Origin of the sequence: Cupriavidus sp. IDO, assembly GCF_000812465.1 — a bacterium.
Taxonomy (GTDB): domain Bacteria; phylum Pseudomonadota; class Gammaproteobacteria; order Burkholderiales; family Burkholderiaceae; genus Cupriavidus.
This window is the reverse complement of sequence record NZ_JWMA01000104.1, coordinates 197,489-215,671: the sequence shown is the minus strand read 5'-3', so window position 1 is coordinate 215,671 and position 18,183 is coordinate 197,489. Positions and strand designations below refer to the sequence as shown.

The window sequence follows — 18,183 nt, the reverse complement described above, 5'->3', positions numbered from 1 at the left end:
ATGCAAGACCACGAAACGCCCGCGCCCGCCGATCTCTCGTCGCCCGCCGCGCTGCACGGGCTGGTGGCCTGCGAATACTGCGACGCGGTCTATGAGCGCACGGTTGTCGCCCCGGGTGAACGCGCACTGTGCCTGCGCTGCGGCGGGCAGCTGTATCGCGAGAGCAGCCAGGCCTATCGCCGGCTGCTGCCGCTGGTACTGACGGCGCTGATCCTGTTCGTGATCTCCAACGCCTTCCCGATCGTCGCGATGGACCTGAAGGGCGTGCGCACCGAGACCACGCTGCTGGGCGCCGTGCAGGCGCTCTACGCCGACCAGATGGGGCTGGTGGCCGTGCTGGTCTTTGCCACCACGATCTTCGTTCCGCTGTCGGAGATGCTGATGATGGCCTACCTGCTGGTGCCGATGGCCGGGCACCGCATGCCGGCCGGCTTCGACCGCATCGTGCGCGGCATCCGCCAGACGCGCCCGTGGGGCATGATCGAGGTGTTCATGATCGGCGTGCTGGTCACGCTGGTGAAGCTGTCGACCATGGCGCAGGTGCTGCCGGGCGTTGCCCTGTGGTCGTTCGGCGCGCTGGTGGTGGTGCTGGCCGCGATGCTGTCGTTCGACCCGCGCGATCTGTGGGACTACCTCGAAGCGCCCGAGGCCAGCGCCGCGCAAGCGCGAGACGAGCCATCCCCATGAGCCATACGCCAGAACCGTCCCGCCCTTCCGGGCCACGCCTCACCGCGCGCGAGCGCCTGGAGCGCTCGCGCCGCCTCGCCGCCGGCGTGGTGGCGGAGCTCACCGATGACGACGAACGCACGCCGATTGCGCAGGTGCCCACCGCCACCACGCTGGGCCTGCTGTCCTGCCACGCCTGCGACCTGGTCAGCCCGCGCACGCTCGAAGGCGAGCCGTGCCCGCGCTGCGGCGCGACCCTGCACCACCGCAAGCCGAACAGCGTGGCGCGCACCTGGGCCTTCCTGCTGTCGGCCTATATCCTCTATATTCCGGCCAACCTGCTGCCGGTGATGGTGACCCAGTCCATCCTTGGCACGCAGAAGGACACCATCCTGTCTGGCGTGCTCTACCTGTGGCTGTCGGGATCGCACCTGCTCGCGGGCGTGGTGCTGATCGCCAGCATCATCGTGCCGCTGCTGAAGATGCTGATCCTGACGCTGCTGCTGCTGTCCGTCCATTTCCGCTCGACCTGGCGCATCCGGCAACAGACCAAGCTCTACGGGCTGGTCGAAGTCATCGGGCGCTGGTCCATGCTCGACATTTTCGTGGTGGCGCTGCTGGCCTCGCTGGTGCGGGCCGGCGCACTCGCCACCATCATCCCCGGAGGCGGCGCGCTGGCCTTTGCATCGGTCGTGGTGCTGACCATGCTGGCCTCGCTGAGCTTCGATCCGCGCCTGTTGTGGGATTCGCTGGAACAAAAAGATGCCCGACACTGAAATCCCGACACCCTCGCCCTCGGCGCCGCCGCCGGGGCTGCCCCGGCCCGAACACCGCCGCCGCGCGCGCTGGCTGCCTTCGCTGGTCTGGCTGATCCCGATCGTTGCCGCCGTGGTCGGCATCTCGCTGCTGGTGCATACGCTGGCGTCGCGCGGGCCCGAGATCACGGTCACCTTCCGCTCCGCCGAGGGGCTGACACCGGGCAAGACCGCGGTGCGCTACAAGGACGTGGATATCGGACTGGTGAAGTCCGTGCGTCTCGCCCCTGACCGCTCGCACGTGGTGGCGATGATCGAGCTGACCAAGGATGCTGAGAGCTTCGCCGTGGCCGATTCGCGCTTCTGGGTGGTGCGCCCGCGCTTTGCGGCCAGCGGCGTGTCGGGGCTGGAGACGCTGCTTTCGGGCGCCTATATCGGCGTGGACGCGGGCAAGTCGGCGGAACGCAGGCGCGACTTCAAGGGCCTGGAAGTGCCGCCGGTGGTCACCACGGATTCGTCCGGCAAGCAGTTCGTGCTGCGCGCCTCGGACCTGGGCTCGCTCGATATCGGCTCGCCGGTGTACTACCGCCGGGTGCAGGTCGGACAGGTGGTGGCCTACCAGCTCGATCCGAACGGGCGCGACATTACGCTGCGCGTGTTCGTCAACAAGCCCTATGACAAGCTGGTGACGGCCGATACCCGCTTCTGGCACGCCAGCGGCGTCGATCTCAAGCTCGACGCCGGCGGCCTCAAGCTGTCCACGCAGTCGCTGGTGACCGTGCTGCTGGGCGGCGTCGCCTTCCAGGCGCCGGACAATTCGCCGACCACCGACGCGGCGGCGGAGAACACGCAGTTCCTGCTGGCGAGCGACCAGAGCGATGCGATGAAGGAGCCCGAGGAACTGGCCCCGACGCTGGCCGTGCTCAACTTCGACCAGTCCGTGCGCGGCCTGTCCCCCGGTGCGCCGCTGGACTTCCGCGGCGTGGTGGTAGGCCAGGTCCGCTCGATCGGCATCGAATACCAGCGTGACAAGAAGGCCTTCCGCATGCCGGTGGTGGTGGAGTTCTATCCGTCCCGCATGGGCTTCCGCCAGCGCGACGTGCAGGACCAGAACCAGCGGCGCGCCATCCTGGAGGGCCTGCTCAAGCGCGGCATGCGCGCACAGCTGCGCACCGGCAACCTGCTGACCGGCCAGCTCTACGTGGCGCTCGATTTCTTCCCGAAGGCCCCCCCGGCCACCGTCAACCTTGACGCGCCGATTCCGGAACTGGCCACCACGCCGGGCACCTTCGACCAGCTGCAGGCCCAGGTGGGCGACATCGTCAACCGGATCGACAAGGTGCCGTTCGACAAGATCGGCGAGGACCTGCGCACCGCGGTTGCCAGCACCAACGCCATGCTGGCCAGCGCCGACAAGCTCGTGCAGCAGCTCCACGGCGATGTTGCGCCGCAAGTGCTGGCCGCGTTGCAGGACGCGCGCAAGACGCTGAACTCGGCCAACGGCACGCTGGCCTCCGACGCGCCGCTGCAGCAGGACACACGCCGCATGCTGCAGGAGCTGACCCGCACCGCGACCTCGCTGCGCACGCTGACCGACTACCTCGAACGCCATCCCGAAGCGCTGCTGCGCGGCAAGACGGAGTAAGAATGATGACTCGCATCCACGCCGCACGCCGGCCCGTCCTGCTCGCTGCGCTGGCGCTTGCCCTGCTGGGCGGCTGCGCCTCGCCCGAGCCGCGCTACTACACGCTGGCGCAGGGCCCGGCCGCCGCCGCTGCCGGCGCCGCGATCCCGACCGACAACCCGATCTGGATCGAAGTCGCGCCGGTGCGCGTGCCCGAACGCCTTAACCGGCCGCAACTGGTCGTGCGCGACGCCAACGGTGGCGACGATGCCACGCTGCGGTTGCTGGACCTGGCACGCTGGTCATCGCCCCTGCCTGACGAGCTGCGCGACGCGCTGTCGCAGCGGCTGCAGGCAAACCTGGGCGCGGTCGACACCTACCAGCAGGGCCTGGCGGACGTCACGCCGGTCTATCGCATTACCACGGAAGTGACCCGGCTGGATGCCGACCTCGGCCAGCGCGCTGGCGCCAGCATCAACTGGACGGTGCGCCGCCTGCCGGACGGCAAGGTGGTGGCCGGCCGCACGCAGGCCGAGCTGCCGGCGCCGGGCTCGGTCGATGGCGTGGTGGCGGCGTACCGGGAAATCGTGTCGGGCGCCGCGAACGAGATCGCGTCGGGGCTGCGGTCGCTGCGGCAATAGGCGGCGTCGATAAGGGGGGGCGCCAGGCCGCGCGATCAGTCGTTCGCGTCCCAGTTCGATCCATCGCGTTCGCGCCGGGCGGCGGCCTCTGCTGCCCGCCGCCGCGCCCTTTCCGCGATCGCCTCCAGGCACTCCTTCGCACCTCCCGCCACCAGCCGCACCGAGCAGGCCAGCATCAGGTTCTTGGCCAGGCCGAAGTCTTCCACCACGAAACCGCGCGCGTCGAGCGCCATACCGTCAGCGTCCTTGCTCACCGCAACGCGGTCCAGCAGCGTGCCGGCGTCGGCGCTGTAGGCCCATACGGGCTTTTGCAGGGCCACCGCAAATCCGACTTCGAACGCCGTGCCGGAATCGGGCTCGCCCGGGCCGCGGAAATCGTCCAGGTTGGCCATGACCATGTCGGCGCGGCGGATCAGGGCCAGGTTGGCGTCGTAGATCCAGCGCGCGGTTTCGGGGCCCGGCATGCCGGCGGGCGCTGCCTTGTCGAGCGGATAGAGGCCTTCGAAGTCATACGCCGCGCACAGCGCCTTGAGCTGCTCGCCGTGGGCAAGCGCATCTTTGCGGAAGACATCGAAACCTGCGAGGTAGATGGTTTTCATGACGAAGCTGCGGAACACGCCGGCGAATTGAAGGAATGGCAGGGAGCATAACCCGGCGGGCGCCCGCAAAACCGTGGCATACCGCTCTAAGTGACGCGGTCACGGCAGCCCGCCAGCATGGCCTGCGGTCTTGCGCTACCATTTGCCGGCCGGATTCCAGCCCTCATCCCCTCCCCTGGCTTTCTTCATACCCATGTCCGCTCCCCAGATTCTCCAGGTCGGCCCGCTGGCGCCGCAGACCAACCATACGCTGCAGGAACAGCACGGCGCGGCAGCGCTGTGGCAGCAGGCCGAGCCGCTGGCATGGGCGCGCGAGCATGGCCGGCAGGTGCGCGTGGTGGTGACGTCGGCCCGCCACGGCTGCAGCGCGGCACTGATCGCCGCGCTGCCGAAGCTCGAAGCCATCGTCAGCTTTGGCGTCGGCTACGACTCCATCGCGCTGGACGCGGCCCGCGCACGCGGCATCCAGGTCAGCAATACGCCCGACGTGCTCAATGACTGCGTGGCCGACCTCGCCTTCGGCCTGCTGATCGACGCCGCGCGCGGCATTGCCTTTGGCGACCGCTTCGTGCGCGCGCAGCGCTGGCCGCAAGGCGGCTTCCCGCTCACCACGCGCGTTTCCGGCAAGAGGCTCGGCATCCTCGGCCTGGGCCGCATCGGCAAGATCGTGGCGCGGCGCGCGAGCGGCTTCGACATGGAAATTGCGTACCACAACCGCCGCCCGCGCGACGGCGCGCCGTGGCGGCACGAGCCGGACCTGAAGGCGCTCGCCACGTGGTCGGACTTCCTTGTGGTGACCTGTGTCGGCGGGCCTGAAACCGCCGGGCTGGTGTCGCGCGAGATCATCGATGCGCTCGGGCCGAAGGGCATCCTAGTCAATGTCTCGCGCGGCAGCGTGATCGACGAGGCGGCCATGGTCGAAGCACTGGCCGGGAAGCGCCTTGGCGGCGCCGGGCTCGACGTGTTCCGCGACGAGCCCAATGTCCCGCCCGCGCTGCTGGCGCTCGACAATATCGTGCTGGCGCCGCATATGGCCAGCGGCACGCACGAAACCCGTGCCGCCATGACGGCGCTGACGCTGCGGAACCTTGAGGCATTCCTCGCTACCGGCAAGGTGGTCACGCCAGTCATCTGAAGCCCCGCCCCGCGCCCTATACTTCAAGACGCCGGCCGCCGGGCCGGTGTCAGGAGGCAATATGGGACGCAAGTACATCGATTGCCGCGACTACCCGAGCGAGAACAACTGCACCGTGGCGCTGAGCGCCGACAGTGAAGGCGAACTGCTCGAAGCCGCGGTCCAGCATGCCGTGGCGGTGCACCAGCATCAGGACACCCCTGAGCTGCGCGCCCAGTTGAAAACCTTGTTCAAGGACGGCTCCCCGCCGGCCTGAACCCGGGTCGGCGCGCCGGAAAGGCGGCGCGCCGAAATCCGCTTCCGTTTCCCGCTGCCAGCCGGCACAACGGCCGCCCGGTATGCGGCGCCGCTGATACGCCACTTCCGAGTTCCGGAATACCCAGGTCACGCGTCATGGCGCATCATTGACGCCCCGCTATATACAGACTTATATTGCGCCTGACAGTACATATCAGGCCTCGCGGCGGCATATTCCCTTGCCCGCCCTCCTTAACCCCAGGAATCGCCCAATGTTCAGCCGACGTCTCGCCCGCTCCGACCGCCCTGCTTTCGCGCGCCGCGCCGCCCACCTGGCCAGCGCCGCCATTGCCGCGCTCGCGCTGGCTGCGCCGCCCGCCTTCGGCGCCGACCTGGTCGTCTCCGCCGCCGCGAGCCTGACCAACGCATTCAAGTCGCTGGCCGAATCGTACGAGCGGGGCCACCCCGGCACCAAGGTCGTGCTGAACTTCGGGGCGTCGGACGTGCTGATGCAGCAGATCGTCAAGGGCGCGCCGGCCGATGTCTTTGCTTCGGCCGACCAGGAGGCCATGAACAAGGCCGAGGCCGAGAAAGTGGTTAATCACGCCACCCGGCACGACTTTGCCGCCAACCAGGTGGTGCTGATCGTGCCAGCCGACAGCAAGCTCAATATCAGCGCTCTGCAGGACCTGGCCCGGCCCGAGGTGAAGCGCGTGGCCTACGGCAATCCGGCATCCGTGCCGGTGGGCCGCTATACCAAGGGGGCGCTGGAAGCCGCCGGCCTGTGGGACGCCGTGTCCGCCAAGGGCGTGCCGGCGCAGAACGTGCGCCAGAGCCTGGACTACGTGGCGCGCGGCGAGGTCGAGGCAGGCTTTGTCTTCGCCACCGATGCGGCCGTCATGCCGGACAAGGTGAAGGTCGCCGTGCGCGTGCCGAGCCGCACGCCGGTGACCTATCCGATCGCCGTCACGAGCCAGACGAAGCAGGCTGCGCCGGCCGCGAGCTTCGTCAGCTACGTCATGTCGCCGGAAGGCCAGGCCATCCTGGCGCGCTACGGCTTCCAGAAGCCCTGACTGGGACGATCGCCATACCATGGACGCCGTCTGGGTACCGCTGCTGCTGTCGCTCAAGGTGGCAGGCTGGGCCACCGCGCTGAACACCGTGCTGGGCGTCGCCACCGCCTACGCGCTGGCACGCTGGCGTTCGCCCGCGCGCGACGTGGTCGATGCCGTGCTGACGCTGCCGCTGGTGCTGCCGCCTACCGTCCTTGGCTACTACCTGCTGGTGCTGGTCGGGCGCCGCGGCGTGTTCGGCGAGTGGCTGGACAAGCTGGGCATCGAACTGGTCTTCACCTGGCAAGGCGCGGTGCTGGCCTCGACCATCGTGGCGTTTCCGCTGGTGCTGAAATCTGCGCGGGCCGCGTTTGAAGGCGTGGACCATCAGCTGGAGAACGCCGCCCGCGTGCTGGGCGTGCCCGAGGCCGGCATCTTCTTCCGCGTCACGCTGCCGCTGGCCGCGCGCGGCATCGTTGCCGGCGTGCTGCTGGCCTTTGCCCGCGCGCTGGGCGAGTTCGGCGCCACGCTGATGGTCGCCGGCAACCTGCCCGGGCGCACCCAGACGCTGTCGGTCGCCATCTACGAAGCCGTGCAGGCTGGCGACGACAACACCGCCAACCTGCTGGTGCTGGTCACGTCAGTCACCTGCGTGCTGCTGCTGGTGGTAGCTGGCAGGCTGGTGCCCGCTGCCGCGCGCAATCCGGCCGAAATCTACGAGCGCGGCCGCCTGCGCCGTTCCCGCGCGTCACAGTGAGCCGCCCATGAGCATGCAAGTCAGCATCCGCAAGCGCATGACCTCGGCCGACCGCCAGTTCTCGCTCGATATCGCCTTCGACTCCGACAGCCGCCGCATTGCGTTGTTCGGCCCTTCGGGCGCGGGCAAGAGCCTGACACTGCGCGCGATTGCCGGGCTGCTGATGCCGGACAGCGGCCGCATCGTCCTTAACGACCGCACCCTGTTCGATGCCGACGCCGGCATCAACGTGCGTCCCCAAGAGCGCCGAGTGGCCTACCTGTTCCAGGAATATGCGCTGTTCCCGCACCTGACCGTGGGGCAGAACATCGCGTTCGGGCTCTCGAAAGGATGGCGCAATCCGCGCCGCAACGGCACGCATCCGGAGGCCGTGCGCTGGATCGACGCCTTCGGCCTGCGCGAGATCGTCGGCAACTATCCCGCGGAAATCTCGGGCGGGCAGAAGCAGCGCGTGGCGCTGGCGCGCGCGCTGGTGGCGCGGCCCGACATCGTGCTGCTGGACGAGCCGTTCTCCGCGCTGGACCCTGCCCTGCGCAGCCGCATGCGCGCCGAGCTGCGCGCGCTGCAGGCCAGCCTCGACGTGCCGATGCTGGTGATCTCGCACGATCCGGCGGATGTGGAAGCGCTGGGCGACCACGTGCTGGAAATCCGCGACGGCCGGATCTTCGGCAGCGGTACCAGCAAGCAGCATCCGCCGGTCTACGCGCCCTTGTCGGCGCGCGTGGCCTGAGCCTCGCGCAGCAGATCCACGTACGCGCCTTCGATCAGGCTGCCGGCATCGATGCCGAGCTTGCCCAGCAGCACATGGGCCTCGGCAATGCCGTCTTCCACGCTTTCATCGTCGGCCAGCACGACCTCCAGTTCGAGGAAGTCGCCAAGCCCTTCCACGCGGTCAAGGTGCACGCGCGTGCGGCCAGCCATGAACAGCGTGCGCACTTTGCGCACGCGTCCGCCCTGCCCATGCGCGGCGGTCAGCGCCGCGCGCAGGGTGTCGGGCGCTGCCGTGGGCGAGAGGATGTAGAAGCTCTCTTTCGGCCCGGCTTCGTCTGCGCGTGCGTAGAAGATCAGCTCGCCGTGTCCCGAACCAAATGCCCGCAATTTCAGTCGTCCGTTGGTGCAGGGGAAGAAGGTATCGTCCTGGTGGATCAGTTCCGGGCCATGATCTGCGATGCCGGCCGCGCGTGGCTGGATGGCTTCCACGCTGGGGATTCGCGCCTTGATTTCCACGTTTCTTGACATGATGCCGGGGCCTTTCAGCTCACACCCAATATCACGCTGGACGCCTTGAAGATCGCCAGCGCCCGCACGCCGGGCGCCAGCCCGAGTTCATCCACACTGCCGTTCGTGATGATGGCAGCGACCGTGCCGCCGCCGTCCAGGTCGAGCACGACTTCCGCATTCACCGCCCCCGGCACCACGCGGGAGACCACGCCAGGCAGCTGATTGCGCGCGGAGAGCCGCGCCGCCGGGTCAGGCAATCCGATCAGCACCGACGATGCCTTTACCAGCGCAAACGCTTCCGCGCCCTGCTTCAGTTCCAGCGTCTCGACGCTCTCATGCGTGATGGTCGCCACGATCTTCTGGCCGCCCGGCAGGGCCAGCGTGACTTCATCGTTGACCGCGCCGCCGTGCACACTGGCGACGTGGCCGAAAAGCTTGTTGCGGGCACTGGTCTTGATCATGAATCGCCTTATCAGGTGGAGATCGTCGGCTGCCGCTTCGCCAAGACGGCCGAGGTGGGCCACGAAGCGCCGGTGCTCGTCCTCGAGCGCGCGGTAGGTGCGGATGAGCTGCTGGCCTCGCTCGGTCAGGTGCGTGCCGCCGCCGCCCTTGCCGCCTGCCGCGCGCACGACCAGCGGCTCGCCGGCGCTGTTGTTCATCGCGTCGATGGCATCCCACGCTGCCTTGTAGCTGATGCCGACCGCGCGCGCAGCCGCAGTGATGGAGCCGTGTTCGCCAATCGCTGCCAGCAGGGCAATGCGATCCTTGCCGCCCCAATCCCGTGAGCCGGACCGGAACCAGATCGCGCCTTCGAGTTCGAGCATTGAAAGCATGGCGCTACCTGCGAGGCAGCGCGCCAGAGTCGGAATGCAGCTATGGTAATCCCAACGATCCTGGCGCGGTGCTGTGGCTGGCGCAGCAAGGCATGACCGCCAGCGACATCCAGGCGATGCTGTACCAAGACTCTGGATTGAAAGGGATTTCGGGGGTCAGCAGCGACATGCGTGCGCTGCTGGCAAGCGAAGAACCGTGCACACGGCTCGCGATCGATTTCTACGCATACCGTGCCGCGCAGGAAATCGGCAAACTGGCGGTCACGCTGGGGGGGCTCGACGGCCTGGTCTTCACCGCCGGCATCGGCGAGTGCGGCAAGCTGTAACGGCCTGGGAAGCAGGCGGCCGGCCGCCCGCCGCTCAGTCTTCCAGGTAGTGCGCGCGCAGGCGCTGGACATCGATGCCCAGCCCGCGCGACAGGTAGGCATCGATGTTGCCGTAGGTGCGCTCGATGGTCTGCACCGAGGCGGCGAGATAATCGGGACGAACCTCAAGCAACGGCATGATGACCTCGGGCCGGATGCCGAATTCGGCGATGCGGGCCAGCGCGGCCTGGTTGAAGCGCTGGTTGCGGCGGTTCGATTCGAGATAGTTGGCAAGGATGTCATCCGGTGCCACGCCCAAGGCCGACAGCAGCAGCATCGATGCAAAGCCGGTGCGGTCCTTGCCCGCCGTGCAGTGGAACATCAGGGTCTTGCCCGACTGCGCGGTCTGCATGAAGCCGCCGAACGCATCGCGATAGCGCACCGGGAAATCGCGGTAGACCTCCAGCATGAACGCATCCACCTGCTCCGGCGTGCTGTCGCGCAGGCGCGGCATCAGCACGTCCATCGCCATGCTGCCCTCCAGCACCGGCACGGCGACCCAATTGAAGCGCTCGCCAAAGCCGGTTTCGTCCGGAGACTTCTCCCCGGGCGAACGGAAGTCCACCACGATGTCGAGACCGAGCGCATCCAGGCGCTCGATATCGGCGCTGCTGGCCAGCGCGGGATTGCCGCTGCGATAAAGCCTGCCCCGGCGCACGCGCCGGCCATCGGCGCCCGCCAGTCCGCCGAGGTCGCGCGCGTTGCTGATGGTCTCGAGTCCCAGTTCGCCGTCAATTGCCGCGGGGGCTTGCGGCACCACCGCGTGAGCATGCATGCCGGAACCCATCGGGAATCCCGTCCATGCGAACCATTGCCTGATCATTGTCTGTCTCTTCTCTGTAACGGCCGTCCAGGCGCGCCACCAGCTTCTACACGGTCATCGCGCTGGCCGCGACGCCGGCCCACGCCCACGGACGCTCCGGGTCACCCGAACGCACCATTTCCACATCGCGTATGTCGGCATGCGCTGCCAACGCCTTGCGCAGCGTTTCGGCATCCAGGCCCGCTTTCAGGCCACAAACTAAAACCTTCCTCACCGCTCAATTATTTCAGATCGCCCCGACGTATGCATCACCTTGCGCAACCAGACCGCAGGTGACGCGGAAGAGTCGGCCGCATCTGGACATCATCCGGCGATCTGGCGCAATCGCGAGCAGCTCGCGCAATCGCTGAAGGTGCCCGTGCCGCTGCCGCAAGCTTGATGCCAGTGCCCTGCGGGGCTGGCACAATACGCGGCATGAAGCGCCTCATTTCCACCTTTTTCAAGCTGGCGCTGCTGACGGTAGTCGGCGGCGCGCTGCTTGCCACCGTTGCCGTGCTGGCAGCGAACCGGCAGTTGCCATCGCTTGATGCACTGACTTCGTTCCGCAGCACGCCTGACTACGTTCCCATCGGCCGGTTTCCACGCGAGCTGACGGAAGCCGTAGTGGCCATTGAAGACGAGCGCTTCTATCTGCATGACGGCATCGACTACGTTGGCGTCATCCGTGCGGGCGTCGCGAATCTCTCTGACGAACTCTCGCAGGGCGCATCCACCATCACCATGCAGGTGGCGCGCAATTTCTTCCTGTCACGTGACAAGACCTATACCCGCAAGCTGTACGAAGTGCTGCTGTCCTATCGCATCGAGCATGCGATGAGCAAGGATGAGATCCTTGAGCTGTACATGAACAAGATCTACCTTGGACAGGGGGCGTATGGATTTGCCGATGCGGCGCAGACCTACTTCGGCAAGCCGCTTTCCCGGCTGACGCTGGCGGAGAGTGCGATGCTGGCCGGGTTGCCCAAGGCGCCGTCGGCGAACAACCCGGTGGTCAATCCGCGGAGGGCGCGGCAGCGGCAGGCTTATATCCTGCATCGGATGCTGGAGTTGGGGAAGATTTCGCGTGGTCAGTATGCCAGTGCGTTGTTGGAGCCGTTGAGGTTGAGGTGATGGGGCATTACGGTCGCGGGTCGTTCTTGGCAGGCGCTTTTTGGTTACTTTCTGGCGCCGTCAGAAAGTAACTCGCCCGGCAGGGCGAAACGGGACCGTCGACCTACGACAGCGCCAAGCCAGAGCCAGAGCCAATCAATTACTCCAAAACCCCCCGATACCTCCCCACCGCCTCCCTCACAATCTCCATCAGCCCATCACCGCCATCAGCATCCACATGTCCAAGCAAGGCCCGCCGCATCCGCGGCTCCCAGAACCGCTTGATATGCCCGGCGATATCCGAGACCGCTTCCTCGCGATCCGGCATCGCCTCGAAAAAGCTGCCAATCTGGTTGGCCATGGTGATGAGGTTGTCGATCTTCATGCCAGACTCGCTTCGTGTTGCAGACGTTGGGGATGCGCGTAGACGACGTGGCCGCCTGCGCGGACAAAACCGGCGAGCGTGATATTGGCCTGCTCGGCCAGGCGCACGGCCAGCGCAGTAGGCGCCGATACCGCCGCCAGTAGTCCCGCGCCGATGGCGGCAGTCTTCAGCACCATTTCATAGCTGGCACGGCTGGTCACCAGCACTGCGCCAGTGGCGATATCCTCGCCGCTGCGTGCAAGTGCTCCGGCGAGCTTGTCGAGCGCATTGTGGCGGCCCACGTCTTCGCGCACCATCGACACATGCCCGTCGGCCCGCAGCCAGGCGGCGGCGTGCGTGGCACCAGTGTGGCGCTGCAAATCCTGCCGCAGCTGCAGCTGCACGAACGCAGCCTGGATCACGTCGGTATGAAAACTGGCGTCGCTCTGCACCGGCGCCGGCATACGCATGACCTGCTCGAGCGATTCAGTTCCGCACAGCCCGCAGCCGGTTCGCCCAGCCAGCGAGCGGCGGCGCTCCTTCAGGCCCATGAACGACCGCGAAGCGATCTCCAGCCGCACCGCGATGCCATGCTCGCGGGTTTCGATCTCGATGTCGTAGACGTCGCGCGGACTGGCCACGATGCCTTCGCTCAGGCTGAAGCCGAGTGCAAAGTCTTCCAGGTCGGCCGGCGTCGCCAGCATCACCGCATGCGAGATGCCGTTGTATTCCAGCGCAACGGGCACTTCCTCGGCCACTTCATCGGGACTGAGCACGATCTCGCCCTGCCGCCAGCGGCTGACGGCAAAGGTGCTGTGCGTGGCCGGCGCACTGGCATCCACTACCGCGGGCTCCACTTCAGGAGATTGCATGCAGCGCATCATGATACGTTCCTCCGCTCAGCCCGCGGCGGCTTGCGCCGGGTCCGCGCTGGCAGCTTCGAGCAGGCGCAGCTGCTCCGTATTGAAGTCGTGATACTCGCGCTGCCATGCCGACGGCTGCGCCACCGGCATCACCTGCACCGCGGTCACCTTGTACTCGGGGCAGTTGGTGGCCCAGTCCGAGTTGTCGGTGGTAATCACGTTGGCGCCCGATTCCGGGAAGTGGAAGGTGGTGTAGACCACGCCCGGCTGCATGCGCTCGCTGACGATGGCGCGCAGCACGGTATCGCCTGCCCGGCTCTGCACGCCGACCCAGTCTCCGTCCTTGATGCCGCGCTCCTCCGCATCATGCGGATGGATCTCCAGCCGGTCCTCCGCATGCCAGTGGACGTTGTCGGTGCGCCGTGTCTGCGCGCCCACGTTGTATTGCGACAGGATGCGGCCGGTGGTCAGGATCAGCGGGAAGGCGCGCGTGATCTTTTCGGTGGTCGGCACGTACTTGGTGATGATGAACTTGCCCTTGCCGCGCACGAATGCATCGATGTGCATGGTCGGCGTGCCTTCCGGCGCGTCGGCGTTGCAAGGCCACTGGATGCTGCCCAGCTCGTCCAGGCGCTTGTAGCTGACACCCGAGAAGGTCGGCGTCAGGCGCGCGATCTCGTCCATGATTTCCGAAGGATGCTTGTAATCCATCGGGTAGCCGAGCGCATTGGCCAGCAGGATGGTCGCCTCCCAGTCGGCGTAGCGTGCCTTGGGCGGCATCACCTTGCGCACGCGCGAGATACGGCGTTCGGCGTTGGTGAAGGTGCCGTCCTTTTCGAGGAACGACGAGCCCGGCAGGAATACGTGGGCGTACTTGGCGGTTTCGTTCAGGAAGATGTCCTGCACCACGATGCATTCCATCGACGACAGCGCCTCCGACACGTGCTGCGTGTTCGGATCGGACTGGACGATGTCCTCGCCCTGGCAGTACAGGCCCTTGAAGCTGCCGGCCAGCGCGGCTTCGAACATGTTCGGGATGCGCAGGCCCGGCTCGGGGCTGATCTCGACATTCCACGCGGCTTCGAACAGGCCGCGCGTGGTCGAGTCCGACACGTGGCGATAGCCCGGCAGCTCATGCGGGAACGAGCCGATATCGCACGAGCCCTGCACGTTGTTCTGCCCGCGCAGCGGATTCACGCCCACGCCTTCGCGGCCGATATTGCCGGTGGCCATGGCGAGGTTGGCGATGCCCATCACGGTGGTGGAGCCCTGCGCGTGTTCGGTCACGCCCAGGCCGTAGTAGATGGCCGCATTGCCACCGGTGGCGTACAGGCGGGCAGCGCCGCGCAGTTGTTCGGCCGGAATGCCGGTGACTTCGGCCATCGCCTCCGGCGAATTCTCCGGCAGCGAGACAAAGTCGCGCCACTGGTTGAAGGCGCGATCCTCGCAGCGCTCGGCAATGAACGCTTCGTTGAGCAGGCCTTCGGTCACGATCACGTGCGCGAGCGACGTCACCAGCGCCACGTTGGTACCCGGGCGCAGCTGCAGGTGATAGTCGGCACGGATATGCGGGGAATCGACCAGGTCGATGCGGCGCGGGTCGACCACGATCAGCCTGGCGCCGGCGCGCAGGCGCTTCTTCATGCGCGAGGCGAACACCGGGTGGCCGTCGGTCGGGTTGGCGCCGATGACCATGATAACGTCGGCTTTCTCCACCGACTTGAAGGTCTGCGTGCCGGCCGATTCGCCCAGCGTCTGCTTCAGGCCATAGCCGGTCGGCGAATGACACACGCGGGCGCAGGTGTCGACGTTGTTGTTGCCGAAGGCGGCGCGCACCAGCTTCTGGACCAGGTAGCCCTCTTCATTGGTGCAGCGCGACGACACGATGCCGCCGATGGAGTCCTTGCCGTGCTCGGCCTGGATGCGCTTGAACTGCGACGCGGCATAGTCGATCGCTTCTTCCCACGACACCTCGCGCCAAGGGTCGGTAATCTTCGCGCGAATCATCGGCTTGAGGATGCGGTCCTTGTGCGTGGCGTAGCCCCAGGCAAAGCGGCCCTTGACGCATGCGTGGCCTTCGTTGGCCTTGCCGTCCTTGTACGGCACCATGCGCACCACCTCGTTGCCCTTCATCTCGGCCTTGAACGAGCAGCCCACGCCGCAGTAGGCGCAGGTGGTCACGGTGCTGTGCGAAGCCTGGCCCAGCTTGATGACCGAGGTCTCGGTCAGCGTGGCGGTCGGGCAGGCCTGCACGCAGGCGCCGCACGAGACGCAATCCGATTCCATGAACGACTGGCTGGTGCCGGGCGAGACGCGCGAATCGAACCCGCGGCCGCTGATGGTCAGCGCGAACGTGCCCTGCGTCTCTTCACAGGCGCGCACGCAGCGGTTGCAGACGATGCACTTGGAAGGATCGTAGGTGAAGTAAGGATTGGATTCGTCCTTCTTCATCTCGGTGTGCGTGGCAATCGGCTTGGCTTCCGGGCCGCCGTCGTTGTAGCGCACTTCGCGCAGCCCCACCACGCCGGCCATGTCCTGCAACTCGCAGTTGCCGTTGGTCGGGCAGGTCAGGCAATCGAGCGGGTGATCGGAGATATAGAGCTCCATCACGCCGCGGCGCAGGTCGGCCAGCTTGTCGCTCTGGGTCTTCACCTTCATGCCCGCTTCCACCGGCGTGGTGCAGGAGGCGGGATAGCCGCGGCGCCCTTCGATCTCCACCAGGCAAAGGCGGCACGAGCCGAATGACTTGAGGCTGTCGGTGGCGCACAGCTTGGGCACGGCGATCTGGGCTTCCATCGCGGCGCGCATCACCGACGTGCCGGCGGGCACGGTGACGCTGACGCCATCGACCTCAAGGGTGACCAGTTCGGTGGCTTCACTGGCGGGGGTGCCGAAATCGATTTCGTTGCGGGCGTTCATGACTGGTTGTCTCCCGATTCTTGTGTGGACCCGGCGCTCAGGCGGCCTTGGCGGGGTTGGAGGCGAGGCCGAAGTCCTCGGGGAATTCGTTCAGTGCCGAGAGCACCGGGTACGGCGTCATGCCGCCCATCGCGCAAAGCGAACCGTTGAGCATGGTGTCGCACAAGTCGCGTACCAGCGCGACATGTTTCACCGGCTGCTCGCCGGCGATGATGCGGTCCATCACTTCCACGCCGCGCGTCGAGCCGATCCGGCACGGCGTGCACTTGCCGCAAGACTCGATCGCGCAGAACTCCATCGCATAACGGGCCTGCTTCGCCATGTCGACGGTCTCGTCGAACACCACGATGCCGCCGTGGCCCACCACGCCGCCGAAGGCGGCATAGGCTTCGTAGTCGAGCGGCACGTCGAAGCGCGATTCCGGCAGATACGCGCCCAGCGGGCCGCCAACCTGCACCGCGCGGATGGCGCGGCCGCTGCGCGTGCCCTGGCCGTAGTCGATCAGCAGTTCGCGCAGCGTGACGCCGAACGCCTTCTCCACCAGGCCACCCTGTTTGATATTGCCCGCCAGCTGGAACGGCAGCGTGCCGCGCGAGCGCCCCATGCCGAAGTCGCGGTAGAACTGCGCGCCGCGCGCCAGGATCACCGGCACCGTCGCCAGCGAGATCACGTTGTTGATCACGGTGGGCTTGCCGAACAGGCCTTCCAGCGCCGGCAGCGGCGGCTTGGCGCGCACCACGCCGCGCCGGCCTTCCAGGCTCTCGAGCAGCGCGGTTTCCTCGCCGCAGACGTAGGCGCCGGCGCCCTTGCGCACTTCGAGGTGGAAGCGCTTGCCGCTGCCGCGGATATCGTCGCCGAGCCAGCCCGCCGCATTGGCGATGCCGATCGCGCTTTCCAGCACGGCAATCGCATGGGGGTATTCGGAGCGGCAGTAGATGTAGCCCTGCTCGGCACCCACAGCGAGGCCCGCGATGGTCATGCCTTCGATCAGCATGAACGGGTCGTCTTCCATCACCATGCGGTCGGAGAACGTGCCCGAGTCGCCTTCGTCGGCATTGCAGACGATGTACTTGACGGCAGACTTCGCGCCCAGCACGGTCTTCCACTTGATGCCGGTCGGGAACGCCGCACCGCCACGGCCGCGCAGGCCTGAGTCGGTGACTTCCTGCACGATCTGCGCAGGCTCCATCGCCAGCGCGCGCTCCAGGCCGGCATAGCCTTCGTGCGCGCGGTAGTCGTCGAGCGACAGCGGATCGGTGACGCCGACGCGGGCGAAGGTCAGGCGCTCCTGCTTCTTCAGGAACGGGATCTCTTCGGTCAGGCCTTGCGACAGCGCGTGCGAGCCACCTTGCAGCAGGCCGGCGTCGAACAGCGCGGGCACGTCAGCCGCGCTGACAGGACCATAGGCCACGCGGCCGGCATCGGTCTGCACCTCGACCAGCGGCTCCAGCCAGAACATGCCGCGCGAGCCGTTGCGCACCACGCGCACGCTTTCGCCGCGTGCGGCGGCTTCGCGCGCAATGGTGCGGGCCACATCGTCTGCACCGAGGGCCAGCGCGGTGGAATCGCGCGGCACGAAGATGGTGGTAGTCACGGCGCTCATGCCCGGGCCTCCGTCTGTTCAGCCGAATGGTCCTGCGCGTCGCGCAGCGAGCGGATCAGCGCATCGAAACGCTTGGGGTCAACGTAGCCGTGCAACTGCTCGCCGATCATCATGGCCGGGCCGCAGGCGCACTGGCCGAGGCAATAGACCGGCTCCAGCGTGACCTGGCCGTCCGCGGTGGTTTCATGGAAGCCGCAGCCGAGCGCACGCTGTGCGTGATCGGCCAGCGCCTCCGCCCCGACCGACTGGCATGCTTCGGCGCGGCAGACCTGCACCACATGGCGGCCAGCGGGCTGCTGGCGGAAGTGGTGGTAGAAGGTGATCACGCCATGCACTTCGGCGCGCGACAGGTTCAGCGCGCGAGCGATCACGGGGACGGCGTCGTCCGGGATGTAGCCCTGCGTGTCCTGGATTTCGTGCAGGATCGGGAGCAAGGCACCCGGCATGTCCTGGCGCGCCGCCACGATCGCAGCAATGCGCGCGGCGTCGGCCTGGGCCGGTGCGGGAGTGGCGATATCTGGCATGGCGTCTCCTGTGGGGCTCGCACGATCCGGCAGCGCGGCCTTTTATATGCTATTTTTTTCCTATTTACGGGCTTCTGGGTGTGGCGTTTTGCCCGTGGAACCGACTATATGAG

Annotated in this window: 20 protein-coding genes and 1 pseudogene; 12 read left to right on the top strand and 9 right to left on the bottom strand. The window is 67.1% G+C overall.

The genetic code is table 11. The features are described from left to right. Genes RM96_RS25740 through RM96_RS25725 form a run of 4 tightly spaced genes read left to right on the top strand, consistent with a single transcriptional unit; the run spans nt 1 to nt 3,686 of the window. Nucleotides 1–687 (top strand): paraquat-inducible protein A, encoded by a 687-nt coding sequence (locus RM96_RS25740; protein WP_039014542.1) that lies wholly within the window; start codon nt 1–3, stop codon nt 685–687. Further along, nucleotides 684–1,442 (top strand): paraquat-inducible protein A, encoded by a 759-nt coding sequence (locus RM96_RS25735; RefSeq protein ID WP_039014541.1) that lies wholly within the window; start codon nt 684–686, stop codon nt 1,440–1,442. The genes RM96_RS25740 and RM96_RS25735 overlap by 4 nt, the downstream gene beginning before the upstream one ends. Then, on the top strand, nt 1,429–3,066 hold the full coding sequence (locus tag RM96_RS25730; RefSeq protein ID WP_039014540.1) for a PqiB family protein: 1,638 nt from the start codon (nt 1,429–1,431) through the stop codon (nt 3,064–3,066). The genes RM96_RS25735 and RM96_RS25730 overlap by 14 nt, the downstream gene beginning before the upstream one ends. A gap of 2 nt (nt 3,067–3,068) precedes the next feature. Next, entirely contained in the window at nt 3,069–3,686 is a 618-nt protein-coding gene (locus RM96_RS25725) for a PqiC family protein (protein ID WP_039014539.1), read from the top strand. A 35-nt stretch (nt 3,687–3,721) separates the two neighbouring features. Here RM96_RS25725 and RM96_RS25720 read toward each other — a convergent pair whose 3' ends face one another. Continuing rightward, the gene (locus RM96_RS25720; protein WP_039014538.1) at nt 3,722–4,285 is read right to left on the bottom strand and encodes a nucleoside 2-deoxyribosyltransferase; all 564 of its coding nucleotides are present in this window, start codon (nt 4,283–4,285) and stop codon (nt 3,722–3,724) included. 193 nt (nt 4,286–4,478) lie between these two features. Here RM96_RS25720 and RM96_RS25715 point away from each other — a divergent pair, with 193 nt between their 5' ends. The 5 genes from RM96_RS25715 to RM96_RS25695 all read left to right on the top strand — a co-directional run bounded on the left by RM96_RS25715 (nt 4,479) and on the right by RM96_RS25695 (nt 8,196). Beyond that, nucleotides 4,479–5,420 (top strand): 2-hydroxyacid dehydrogenase, encoded by a 942-nt coding sequence (locus RM96_RS25715; protein ID WP_039014537.1) that lies wholly within the window; start codon nt 4,479–4,481, stop codon nt 5,418–5,420. A gap of 61 nt (nt 5,421–5,481) precedes the next feature. Further along, nucleotides 5,482–5,676, top strand: coding sequence for a DUF1059 domain-containing protein (locus RM96_RS25710; protein ID WP_039014536.1), 195 nt, complete (start codon nt 5,482–5,484; stop codon nt 5,674–5,676). A gap of 253 nt (nt 5,677–5,929) precedes the next feature. Further along, nucleotides 5,930–6,730, top strand: coding sequence for a molybdate ABC transporter substrate-binding protein (gene modA, locus RM96_RS25705; protein ID WP_052279737.1), 801 nt, complete (start codon nt 5,930–5,932; stop codon nt 6,728–6,730). Nucleotides 6,731–6,749: 19 nt separating this feature from the next. Then, nucleotides 6,750–7,466, top strand: a complete 717-nt coding sequence (gene modB / locus RM96_RS25700; protein WP_039014535.1) for a molybdate ABC transporter permease subunit — start codon at nt 6,750–6,752, stop codon at nt 7,464–7,466. Nucleotides 7,467–7,473: 7 nt separating this feature from the next. Next, entirely contained in the window at nt 7,474–8,196 is a 723-nt protein-coding gene (locus RM96_RS25695; RefSeq protein WP_039014534.1) for an ATP-binding cassette domain-containing protein, read from the top strand. Here RM96_RS25695 and RM96_RS25690 read toward each other — a convergent pair. After that, nucleotides 8,166–8,705: a class IV adenylate cyclase gene (locus RM96_RS25690; RefSeq protein WP_039014533.1), complete on the bottom strand. Its 540-nt coding sequence runs from the start codon at nt 8,703–8,705 to the stop codon at nt 8,166–8,168. The two genes, RM96_RS25695 and RM96_RS25690, sit on opposite strands and share 31 nt — an antisense overlap. A 14-nt stretch (nt 8,706–8,719) precedes the next feature. Then, nucleotides 8,720–9,511 (bottom strand): TOBE domain-containing protein, encoded by a 792-nt coding sequence (locus RM96_RS25685; RefSeq protein ID WP_039014532.1) that lies wholly within the window; start codon nt 9,509–9,511, stop codon nt 8,720–8,722. Between the two features lie 65 nt (nt 9,512–9,576). Between RM96_RS25685 and RM96_RS25680 the strand changes: the two are divergent. Further along, nucleotides 9,577–9,828 (top strand): annotated as a pseudogene (locus RM96_RS25680) (acetate/propionate family kinase); the annotation flags it as partial. Nucleotides 9,829–9,880: 52 nt separating this feature from the next. Here RM96_RS25680 and RM96_RS25675 read toward each other — a convergent pair. Continuing rightward, on the bottom strand, nt 9,881–10,708 hold the full coding sequence (locus RM96_RS25675; RefSeq protein ID WP_082016707.1) for a tyrosine-protein phosphatase: 828 nt from the start codon (nt 10,706–10,708) through the stop codon (nt 9,881–9,883). A gap of 253 nt (nt 10,709–10,961) precedes the next feature. On the opposite strand from RM96_RS25675, the gene RM96_RS40595 reads away from it, so the two are divergent. Further along, a complete protein-coding gene (locus RM96_RS40595) occupies nt 10,962–11,087 on the top strand; it encodes a hypothetical protein (protein ID WP_274520229.1) in 126 nt (41 codons plus the stop codon). A gap of 35 nt (nt 11,088–11,122) precedes the next feature. Continuing rightward, nucleotides 11,123–11,818: a transglycosylase domain-containing protein gene (locus RM96_RS25665; protein ID WP_039014529.1), complete on the top strand. Its 696-nt coding sequence runs from the start codon at nt 11,123–11,125 to the stop codon at nt 11,816–11,818. Nucleotides 11,819–11,957: 139 nt separating this feature from the next. Here RM96_RS25665 and RM96_RS25660 read toward each other — a convergent pair whose 3' ends face one another. The 5 genes from RM96_RS25660 to RM96_RS25640 are packed head-to-tail and all read right to left on the bottom strand — an operon-like array spanning nt 11,958 to nt 18,070. Then, nucleotides 11,958–12,182: a formate dehydrogenase subunit delta gene (locus RM96_RS25660; protein WP_039014528.1), complete on the bottom strand. Its 225-nt coding sequence runs from the start codon at nt 12,180–12,182 to the stop codon at nt 11,958–11,960. Then, the gene (fdhD, locus tag RM96_RS25655; protein WP_039014527.1) at nt 12,179–13,045 is read right to left on the bottom strand and encodes a formate dehydrogenase accessory sulfurtransferase FdhD; all 867 of its coding nucleotides are present in this window, start codon (nt 13,043–13,045) and stop codon (nt 12,179–12,181) included. The genes RM96_RS25660 and fdhD overlap by 4 nt, the downstream gene beginning before the upstream one ends. A gap of 15 nt (nt 13,046–13,060) precedes the next feature. Beyond that, complete coding sequence (gene fdhF, locus RM96_RS25650; RefSeq protein WP_039014526.1) at nt 13,061–15,943, bottom strand: formate dehydrogenase subunit alpha; 2,883 nt, start codon at nt 15,941–15,943, stop codon at nt 13,061–13,063. Between the two features lie 37 nt (nt 15,944–15,980). Next, nucleotides 15,981–17,546 carry a formate dehydrogenase beta subunit gene (locus RM96_RS25645; RefSeq protein ID WP_039014525.1) on the bottom strand — a complete coding sequence of 522 codons (1,566 nt, stop codon included), beginning with the start codon at nt 17,544–17,546 and terminating at the stop codon, nt 15,981–15,983. After that, nucleotides 17,543–18,070 carry a formate dehydrogenase subunit gamma gene (locus RM96_RS25640; RefSeq protein WP_039014524.1) on the bottom strand — a complete coding sequence of 176 codons (528 nt, stop codon included), beginning with the start codon at nt 18,068–18,070 and terminating at the stop codon, nt 17,543–17,545. The genes RM96_RS25645 and RM96_RS25640 overlap by 4 nt, the downstream gene beginning before the upstream one ends. Between the last annotated feature and the right edge of the window lie 113 nt (nt 18,071–18,183).

What these genes read in the sequence shown, in the direction of transcription:
- RM96_RS25740 (WP_039014542.1), top strand. Translation starts at nt 1, where the DNA reads ATGCAAGACCACGAAACGCCCGCGCCCGCCGATCTCTCGTCGCCCGCC.
- RM96_RS25690 (WP_039014533.1), bottom strand. Translation starts at nt 8,705, where the DNA reads ATGTCAAGAAACGTGGAAATCAAGGCGCGAATCCCCAGCGTGGAAGCC.
- RM96_RS25685 (WP_039014532.1), bottom strand. Translation starts at nt 9,511, where the DNA reads ATGCTCGAACTCGAAGGCGCGATCTGGTTCCGGTCCGGCTCACGGGAT.
- RM96_RS25640 (WP_039014524.1), bottom strand. Translation starts at nt 18,070, where the DNA reads ATGCCAGATATCGCCACTCCCGCACCGGCCCAGGCCGACGCCGCGCGC.
- RM96_RS25715 (WP_039014537.1), top strand. Translation starts at nt 4,479, where the DNA reads ATGTCCGCTCCCCAGATTCTCCAGGTCGGCCCGCTGGCGCCGCAGACC.
- fdhD (WP_039014527.1), bottom strand. Translation starts at nt 13,045, where the DNA reads ATGATGCGCTGCATGCAATCTCCTGAAGTGGAGCCCGCGGTAGTGGAT.
- fdhF (WP_039014526.1), bottom strand. Translation starts at nt 15,943, where the DNA reads ATGAACGCCCGCAACGAAATCGATTTCGGCACCCCCGCCAGTGAAGCC.
- RM96_RS25645 (WP_039014525.1), bottom strand. Translation starts at nt 17,546, where the DNA reads ATGAGCGCCGTGACTACCACCATCTTCGTGCCGCGCGATTCCACCGCG.
- RM96_RS25720 (WP_039014538.1), bottom strand. Translation starts at nt 4,285, where the DNA reads ATGAAAACCATCTACCTCGCAGGTTTCGATGTCTTCCGCAAAGATGCG.
- RM96_RS25660 (WP_039014528.1), bottom strand. Translation starts at nt 12,182, where the DNA reads ATGAAGATCGACAACCTCATCACCATGGCCAACCAGATTGGCAGCTTT.
- RM96_RS25725 (WP_039014539.1), top strand. Translation starts at nt 3,069, where the DNA reads ATGATGACTCGCATCCACGCCGCACGCCGGCCCGTCCTGCTCGCTGCG.
- RM96_RS25665 (WP_039014529.1), top strand. Translation starts at nt 11,123, where the DNA reads ATGAAGCGCCTCATTTCCACCTTTTTCAAGCTGGCGCTGCTGACGGTA.
- RM96_RS25675 (WP_082016707.1), bottom strand. Translation starts at nt 10,708, where the DNA reads ATGATCAGGCAATGGTTCGCATGGACGGGATTCCCGATGGGTTCCGGC.
- RM96_RS25735 (WP_039014541.1), top strand. Translation starts at nt 684, where the DNA reads ATGAGCCATACGCCAGAACCGTCCCGCCCTTCCGGGCCACGCCTCACC.
- modA (WP_052279737.1), top strand. Translation starts at nt 5,930, where the DNA reads ATGTTCAGCCGACGTCTCGCCCGCTCCGACCGCCCTGCTTTCGCGCGC.
- RM96_RS25695 (WP_039014534.1), top strand. Translation starts at nt 7,474, where the DNA reads ATGAGCATGCAAGTCAGCATCCGCAAGCGCATGACCTCGGCCGACCGC.
- RM96_RS25730 (WP_039014540.1), top strand. Translation starts at nt 1,429, where the DNA reads ATGCCCGACACTGAAATCCCGACACCCTCGCCCTCGGCGCCGCCGCCG.
- modB (WP_039014535.1), top strand. Translation starts at nt 6,750, where the DNA reads ATGGACGCCGTCTGGGTACCGCTGCTGCTGTCGCTCAAGGTGGCAGGC.
- RM96_RS25710 (WP_039014536.1), top strand. Translation starts at nt 5,482, where the DNA reads ATGGGACGCAAGTACATCGATTGCCGCGACTACCCGAGCGAGAACAAC.